Annotated in this window: 5 protein-coding genes and 1 pseudogene; 3 read left to right on the plus strand and 3 right to left on the minus strand. The window is 60.7% G+C overall.

The window, feature by feature from the left end:
* Positions 1 to 617 precede the first annotated feature (617 nt).
* Positions 618 to 1454, minus strand: a complete 837-nt coding sequence (locus P3H15_RS52400) for a DUF932 domain-containing protein (RefSeq protein ID WP_276144562.1) — start codon at positions 1452 to 1454, stop codon at positions 618 to 620.
* 332 nt (positions 1455 to 1786) lie between these two features.
* On the opposite strand from P3H15_RS52400, the gene P3H15_RS52405 reads away from it, so the two are divergent.
* On the plus strand, positions 1787 to 2560 hold the full coding sequence (locus P3H15_RS52405; RefSeq protein WP_276144563.1) for a TIR domain-containing protein: 774 nt from the start codon (positions 1787 to 1789) through the stop codon (positions 2558 to 2560).
* A 468-nt stretch (positions 2561 to 3028) separates the two neighbouring features.
* Here P3H15_RS52405 and P3H15_RS52410 read toward each other — a convergent pair whose 3' ends face one another.
* The gene (locus P3H15_RS52410; RefSeq protein WP_276144564.1) at positions 3029 to 3187 is read right to left on the minus strand and encodes a hypothetical protein; all 159 of its coding nucleotides are present in this window, start codon (positions 3185 to 3187) and stop codon (positions 3029 to 3031) included.
* A 541-nt stretch (positions 3188 to 3728) separates the two neighbouring features.
* Between P3H15_RS52410 and P3H15_RS52415 the strand changes: the two genes are divergently transcribed.
* On the plus strand, positions 3729 to 6695 hold the full coding sequence (locus P3H15_RS52415; protein WP_276144565.1) for a P-loop NTPase fold protein: 2967 nt from the start codon (positions 3729 to 3731) through the stop codon (positions 6693 to 6695).
* A gap of 492 nt (positions 6696 to 7187) precedes the next feature.
* Here P3H15_RS52415 and P3H15_RS52420 read toward each other — a convergent pair.
* Positions 7188 to 7427, minus strand: a pseudogene (locus tag P3H15_RS52420) (integrase core domain-containing protein); the annotation flags it as partial.
* A gap of 50 nt (positions 7428 to 7477) precedes the next feature.
* Between P3H15_RS52420 and P3H15_RS52425 the strand changes: the two are divergent.
* A complete protein-coding gene (locus tag P3H15_RS52425; RefSeq protein ID WP_276144566.1) occupies positions 7478 to 7729 on the plus strand; it encodes a DUF5372 family protein in 252 nt (83 codons plus the stop codon).
* Positions 7730 to 7785: the final 56 nt, after the last annotated feature.

Below are 7785 nucleotides of genomic sequence, written 5' to 3' on the forward strand. Positions count from 1 at the left end.
GGAGACGGGGCGAGTCGCTTCGCTCCCCGCCAGGGAGCCGCTGCGCGGCTCGCAGTGGTCCATTCCCGTTGCCGTTCGATCGAGTCGCTTCGCTCCTCTGAGTTTCCGAGATTAGGTTCTCACCTGCATTTTTGATCGACTCATTTGATCCGGTCCCCCACACCCCAACGAAGCTGGGGAGGCCGGCGGGTACGCCCGACCCGCCGCCCACTCGCCTTCCCATGCCGCTTCCATGTCATACCCGCAGCATATCACCGGACCTCAGCGCAACCCAAAACAGTCGAAAAAATCGAAACATCCAAATATGTTGATATACAACAGATTACGAATCTAACAGGATCACATTTGTGCATAATTTACGTAAACACTTACTTATCAAGTAATTATCTAAACATATTGATAATCAACAACTTTCACAACGCTTTCAAAACGGGCGAAACAGACACCCTCCCGCCCCGCCGACAACCCCACAACCCGATGCCGGCGCTCCCCCACCAGATCGCCGGCACCCCCACATCACAAACCGGGAACATGCCATCACACCAGGTCACAGCCCCATCACGCACCACCGGCCCGCACCCCGGAAGTCGAGTGCGGGCCGGTGGAAGTGGGCAGGATCAGCTGGTGAGGACCTTCTCGAGGGTGCTCACGACGGAGGCGTCGAGCTTGTCGAAGCGGCCCGAGATCGTGCCTTCCTGGTTCCGCTCGGCACGCGAAGCACCCTTCACTGGCTGCTTGTGGTGCGCCCAGGTGTTCACCGCCTGGACCACCCCGAACGCGGTTCCCTGCCAGGTGCTGGCCCGCACGTCGTGCCGGTACATCTCCACCAACTCCTCACGCACCCGGGTCGCGATCGTGCGCGCACGGCCCGCCTCCTCCGGCATCGGGTGCCAGGCATCCAGGAACGCGAACCACTGCCGATCCGTCACCGACACCTCGGACAGGCGCCGCAGCGACTCGGTGAACTCGTCAGCGGTCTCCTCCACCAGGCTCAACGCCTGCCGGGCCTGATCGATCCGCAACCCCGAGTACCGGCTGTGCCGGATCTTCACCTGCTGACCCCGCGCCTGCCCGAGCGCGATCGCCATCGTGTTATCGCACACCGTCGCGGTAACGGTGCGCCCGTACGTCGTCGCCAGGCTGCCATCCAGCGACGTCGCCGCCAACAGATTGGGCCGGTAGCTGAACCCCGTGCGCCCGTCGTGCAGGGTCTCGGGAACAGAGACCTCCACCCACGCCTGCCCACCATGCCGCAGCAATCCAGCCGAGGTCACCACCAAGGTGTCACCGAGGATGTTCGACACCGCCCCCAGAAGCCACTCACGGTACTGATGCGGCTCGTAACCGTCGGAGAACACCTTGAACACCTGCCGGGTGTCACTGCGCGCCACAGCGACCATTCCGGGCATCTGCTGCGCCATCATCGGGCGCCCCTCCGCGTCGAGCCCGGTCATGGTCTCGATATCCGTCCTATCACGATTCCTGCACTTGCGTCGACGAATCGGTTAGCTATCCACTGCATCGAGGTCTGATGGAGGCGTGTCAGTCGGATAGTCATTATGCCGAAATTCTCACCGCAAAGCACAAGATATTGTGCCTCTCTGACATTCAACCACTGTATATCGGCGTGTCGCACCCTAAGAGTCATATGCGGATGACACCCTGGCACTGCAGGGGTGACCTACCCGGCTGGAAGCTGACTAGTAGCTGAACGGAAGCTTCCCGCCCAACCGTAGAGGTACACGCGACGTATGACGCTGCAGCAAGTGTCGCGTTTGGAGGAGCTATGGCTACGCGGTTCAATGCGGCGAAGTTTCAACGTGAGATGCGCAACGCGCAGCGCAAAGCTGAGCAGGAGGTGCAACGGCAAGTTCGGGCCTACAACCAGGAAGTAGACCGCGTCAACCGAGCCAACCAGCGGAAGGTGGACGACCACAACCGTGCGGCCCAACGCCATAACCAGCAGGTGGTTGACCGTTTCAACCGGCAGGTAGCTTCAGTCAATGCGGCAAATGCCAAGGCTAACGCGCACAACAAAGCGACAATATCGCGTCTGAATAGCCAGCTGCGCGCTGGACAGAGTGCTCAGTACACCCCCGCCGAGCAGGAACTGGCCGAACGCGTTCACACAGCACTACTTACGCAAGATGAACGCGAGTACGACACGTTCCTCAGTTATGCACGCATCGATGGCAGCGATACGGGAGTCGAACTACGCGACTGCCTTGAAGAGCTTGGCGTCAGCGTCTGGTTCGACGAGGTGGCAATCGTCCCAGGCAAGAGCCAGGCTCTTCAAATGGACAAGGGGCTTAGGAAGGCTCGCTGCGGCATCGCGCTGTTGACACCCGCATACCTGACAGGGCGGTTCTGGACGGAACGCGAGCTCGGTGCACTTCTCCACAAGTCGACGCTCATTCCGGTACTTCACAACGTGACTTTCGATGAAGTGGCCGAGTACAGCGGGATTCTGCCCGACCTTGCCGGCTTCGAGACGAGTCGAGATGCGGTAGCAGTGATTGCTCAGAAGATTGCCACCGCGGTCCTCCCTTCGCAAGAGTAAGCCGAACACACGGGCTCCTGGAACGCTACGAGCGCCGGTCGTCTCCGAGGCCGGCGGAGGGGTAGAGATCTGCGATACGTCGCAGCTTCGGCTTAGGTAGTGCTGCTCCGGGTGTCTGCGAGCCCTACGACTGTCACGCCTGGAGTGACGTCTTCGGTCGCTCTACTTAGTGGTGATGATCCGGGCAGCCGGCACGCCGGGCCACAGCACCGCCGCGCAGAGGACACCAACGGCAGCCACAGCAGCCGCGGTCAGAGCCTTCCTACCTCCGAGAGATTAGTGTTGTCTGCTCGAACTTGACTCCGCCGGTGGAGGAGTCAAGTAGGACGCCCACCGACCGCCGCGCTGTGCGTCGGTCGGTGGGCGTCGTGGTGGTGGGCGCGGCCCCGAGCGCGTCGATCACGGCGGGGTGCCGGGTCGAGTCCGCGATGTGATGCTCGGCCAGTTCGCGTCGCATCACCTCCACTTCTAGTCCAGGCGACGGGTTTCTCGATGGTCGACACGCAACGCATCGACCTCGGCGGAATAGCGGGCCTGCCAGTGGGGGTCGGCACCGAGGAGTGGGATGCTGCCGGGCTGCTCGGCGATCCAGCCGGCGGCAGCCGCACCGGTCTTCCGGACAGCCAACTTTTTTCGCGGGATGGGAGGTGGCAAGCCGGCACGTCGGATCAGCTGGTTACCGCAGTTGAACGGTCCGATAACATGCGCCGATACCAGTGCGAACTCCTTCACTCAGCTGGTGGCCTGGTTGAAGACCGCGCTCCGGTGGAGTCGGCGGCGGCCATGCCTGGGACATGCATCACAATTAGCTATGCCAACGAGCGGATCAGTTCCTGCAGAGCCCGACGAGCGTCAGCTTTCCGACGCTTTCGCAAACGGCGATTTGGAATCGGGAAGGGTGCTGGCAAAACGCCTTGAGGGAAACGGGCGGGACACGGACGCTTTGCAGTTGCTCCGAGAGGGCGTAGAGCGAGGAGACCCCGCTGCGGCCCGACAACTTGCTGCTTTTCATTCCCGCCGGCAAACCTTCGCAGAAGCCGATCGCGCACTTCGTCAAGCCTTCGAACTAGGCGATACTTCGTTGGCGGTGCCTGTCGCGAGAGGACTTGTAAAAAGCAACGATCTTGAGGGGGCGGAAACGCTACTCCGAGGGGTGTACGACCCCGATGTGGGTGACCCCGACGTCGGCCTAGTTCTGGCCGACGTCCTTGAATTACAGGGCAACGATCAAAGCGCTATCCACGTACTGAGAGCGATCACAGATCCTCGCGCACCACTCCAACTCGCTCGACTCCTCGAAAAGCACGGCGAACTCGCCGAAGCGGAAGGACTCTTAGAATCTGAATTCGAACTTGGAAACCTCTCAGCGGGTTTGCAACTTGCCGGACTCATCGAACGTCGGCGTGGTGATCTCACTGCCGCAGCACAGATCCTTGAGCGCGCCTTCCTGCAGGGGAATCGAGACGCGACGAAGCCACTGGCGGAGATCTACGAACGCCAGGGCGATCTCTCTAACGCCGCGGAGACACTCGAACGCGCATTCTTACGGGGAGACGTTGAGGCAGGAATCGACTTGGCGTCGATCTACGAACGCCAGGACAACCCAGAAAGAGCACGCACGGTGCTGCAACAGCTCTTGGAAAGGGGTCGGTTCTCCGTCGCAACTCGTTTCCTCGACCTAGTACAAGGCTCCGAGCTAACTTCAGCACAGACTGCTGAAACAATTGCTTGGCTGCGAAACCTACTCGAAAAGCAGTTCCTCGACGGTGACAAGGAAGCGGGCTTTGCACTAGCAGACGTCCTACGACGCCTTGGGGAAACGAGCCTCGCAGATGAAATCGAGAGCCAGGCGAGCGCCGACGACGATGAGATCCATGAAATACCTGGGGCCACAATCCCCATCCCGGATCACGCTGAGACCCGTCTGGTTGTTCCAGCCGTAACACGTGATCTTATCGACGACGTCGATCAGCTCGGGATCGACAAAGATGCACGGGCGTTAGCCGCATTGATATCGTCCCGACAACTGAAGCCACCCCTCGCCGTCGGACTGTACGGAGAATGGGGCAGCGGCAAGTCGTTCTTCATGAAACGTATCGAGACTAGCATCACAGATTTGCAGGCTGGCGATTCTAGCAGCGACCAGTTCCACGGCCGCGTCGACCACGTGTGGTTCAACGCATGGCACTATGCGAGAGGCGATATATGGGCAAGCCTCCTCGAACATATCTTCCACAAACTGAGTCCGCGACAGTCACAACGCGACAAGCTAATCACCGAAGCCTTCGAGCATGTGACCGGCATGCAACAGGTTGCCGAGCAAGCCGAGGACGACGTGGCGGTGGCCCAAGCACGGGCTGATTCTCTCGCCGAGGCTGTCACAGAAGCCGAGAAGCAGCACAACGCAGCCATCAAAAAGGTCAGCGACAAGGCGATCACCAGTATTTGGAGTTCAATAGCACCCGCCGACCTCGCAGACCCTCGCCTGAAGTCGGAACTTGAGACGGTTGCACGTTACCTTGGCGCTGAGGCAGCGTTGAATAATGCACAAGATCTCGCGACGGCCGCAGACGAGGTGCTCACACTTGGCGCGAAGGCTCGCAACCTGGCCACTGTAGGTGGTATCAAGTCGTCGCCTCTAGCGAGGACTATCTACGTCGCAGTGGTTGTCGCCCTGCTTGGTGTCGGCGCTGCGGTCGCCTTTGACGACCTGGGGGATCCCGTAACTGCAGCACTTCTGCAGTTAGGAACAGTAGGGGGTGCTGCCGCCGCCTGGCTTCAAAGACAAACAGCCGTTGCACGTGAGGTTCTCGAGCCTGCGTTGCGGGTAAAGAAGAAGGCCGACAGGCGACTGGCCGAAGAACGGCGAAAGCTGGACGCCGAACTAGATTCAGCGAAGCAGGAAGCTGCAGCGGCGGCAGCGGTATTGACTGCAGCGAAAGAAAGGAAGGACAACGCAGAAGCGGATCTTGCGGCGGCTGTACAAGCGAAGCAGGACCTCACTGGCGACCAGCTTCTGACACGGTATCTGGCTGAGCGAGCGGGAAGTGGTGACTACGACCGGTACCTAGGCGTAGTCGGACTGGCGTACCGGGATTTGAGCGATCTCAGCGAGTTTCTCAGTAAGGAGACCGAAGATCCGTCCGAAAGGGGCACACGCAGGATCGTCCTCTATATTGACGATCTCGACCGCTGCGCCCCTGAAACGGTAGTCAACGTTCTTGATGCAGTTCATCTACTTCTCGCGCTACCGCTATTCGCCGTCGTCGTTGGTGTTGATCCGAGATGGTTGGCTGCATCCCTGCATAGCCGACATGCAGATCTGCTCGGCGCCGATGTCGCGACGACAGCGGCAGACTATCTGGAGAAGATCTTCCATCTCAGCTACACACTTCCGCCTATGAGTGCTCAAGGTTCAGTCGCACTGCTGCAATCATCGGTCAACTTCATAGACAGAAGGGAGTTGGCGCAACAAGACAGTATTCGACAGAACCGCTCCCCTGACCAGGGGATCACAGCCGAAGATAGCATGAGCGCCGTTGAGAACGCCGAGGTGATTATCCAGCCCAGCGATGACACGGCGTCATCCGACCTCATTCGGCATGGCATCACAGAGGGCCTGACGTTGTCCGGCGTAGACCTTCACGTCATTAATCGCCTAGCACCTCTCGTCGCGACGTCACCCCGGCGTGCCAAACGCTTCATGAGTGCATACCTCGTGATCCGTGCCCGGGTTCTGTCCGATCCCGAGTGGAGAGCACAGTTGAACCGCGACGATTCCGGTTTGTACAGCCTCGCGATACTGGTCGGGCTCCTACTCGGCCTTCCAAAAACCATGTACCGCATAATCTCCAGCCAGTCTGAGAGCTCGGACTCGTTACGGGTGTGGGCGGAGCAGCTAGGTAGCCCTGGGCCCACTCCAGCAGATGCGACATGTATCGATTCGGCAGCGTTTGATTTCCTCGAGAAGGAGCGCCTGTCCAAGTTCCTCGCGCAATCGGGCTCGCTAGCCGATGTTCGGATGAACGACCTCCTCAAATGGCTACCTGTGGTCAAACCATATTCGGGTCTGCAGGCCGTATTCCATGCGATGACGGACCATAATCTGATTAGCGAGAACACTTCTGACGAATAGGACCAATGATCCATTGATCGCGATTGTCACCTGCCATGAGCATGGGACCGGTCCGACCTGTTTTCTACCACCCTCATGAGACCACTCGGATTGCCAGTTATGGGACCGCTCCGGCGCATCGCGCCGGAGTGGCCAGCAGGGATTCGATCTTGGTGATCGTCAGGGTGGATGGTTCCCGTCGCCGGCCACCCACGCGGTGATCTGGTCCTCGAACCCAGCAGCCGGTCCAAGGCGGGCCCGTGTCGGCTCGGGCGGGCCGGGCGCACCGACTCGATCACCGCGCCGATCAGCCCGTCGTCGAGGGCCTTGACACCGTCGCTGCGGTGCAGCCCCGCGGCCTGCGCGGCCTCGACATACCGCCGCGCCGTCTTCCGGTCCACCCCGCAATGTGCCGCGATCGTGCGCAGTCCCGGCGGCCGCGACCCGGGGACCCCGAGCCAGACCCGCAGTACTTCCTTGACTTGAACCATCCCGGGTCTCATGCACACACTGTCATTTGTGTGCGACCGGTTGATCGGCACGGTGTTCAGCGTAGTACTTGGCTTCGTACTCGGCCGGTGGGATCCGCCCGAGACGATGCATGAGCCGGCCGGTGTTGTACCAGTGCACCCACGCCGAGGTGGCCTCCTCGACGTCACCGATGGTGCGCAGCGGCCCCTTGCGGAACGGGGAATCGTCGGCGATGCACTCGGCCTTGTACAACCCGATCGTCGTCTCCGCCAGGGCATTATCCCGTGTCGTCGAATGCGCCCGATCCCCTCGGTGATCAACGAACTGTTCGGGTGACTCACCCGTTCCACCCGTGGTCGGGCCGCGAGTTCGTGTTCGTGGCGGTGCGGCAGACCTGGTCGCAGGATCGGGTGTTTTTCCTCGACGCGGAGGGCAGGCAGTTCTCGTTGCCGGTGGGCTGGACCGATGCCGCCGCGCCGGACGAGTTCGTCGCGATGGCGGCGGGCCGGTGCCCGTTCCGGTTTGCCGATCTGGCCGAGCTGCGCCGGTTGATCGACGGCCTCGCCGACCGACTGCACATGTAAACCCAAGTTACGGCCGGCTTTCGGCCGAATCCCTGCGGTCTGCCAGGGAGAACTGT

Origin of the sequence: Rhodococcus sp. T2V (assembly GCF_029269925.1) — a bacterium.
Taxonomy (GTDB): Bacteria; Actinomycetota; Actinomycetes; order Mycobacteriales; family Mycobacteriaceae; genus Rhodococcus_F; species Rhodococcus_F koreensis.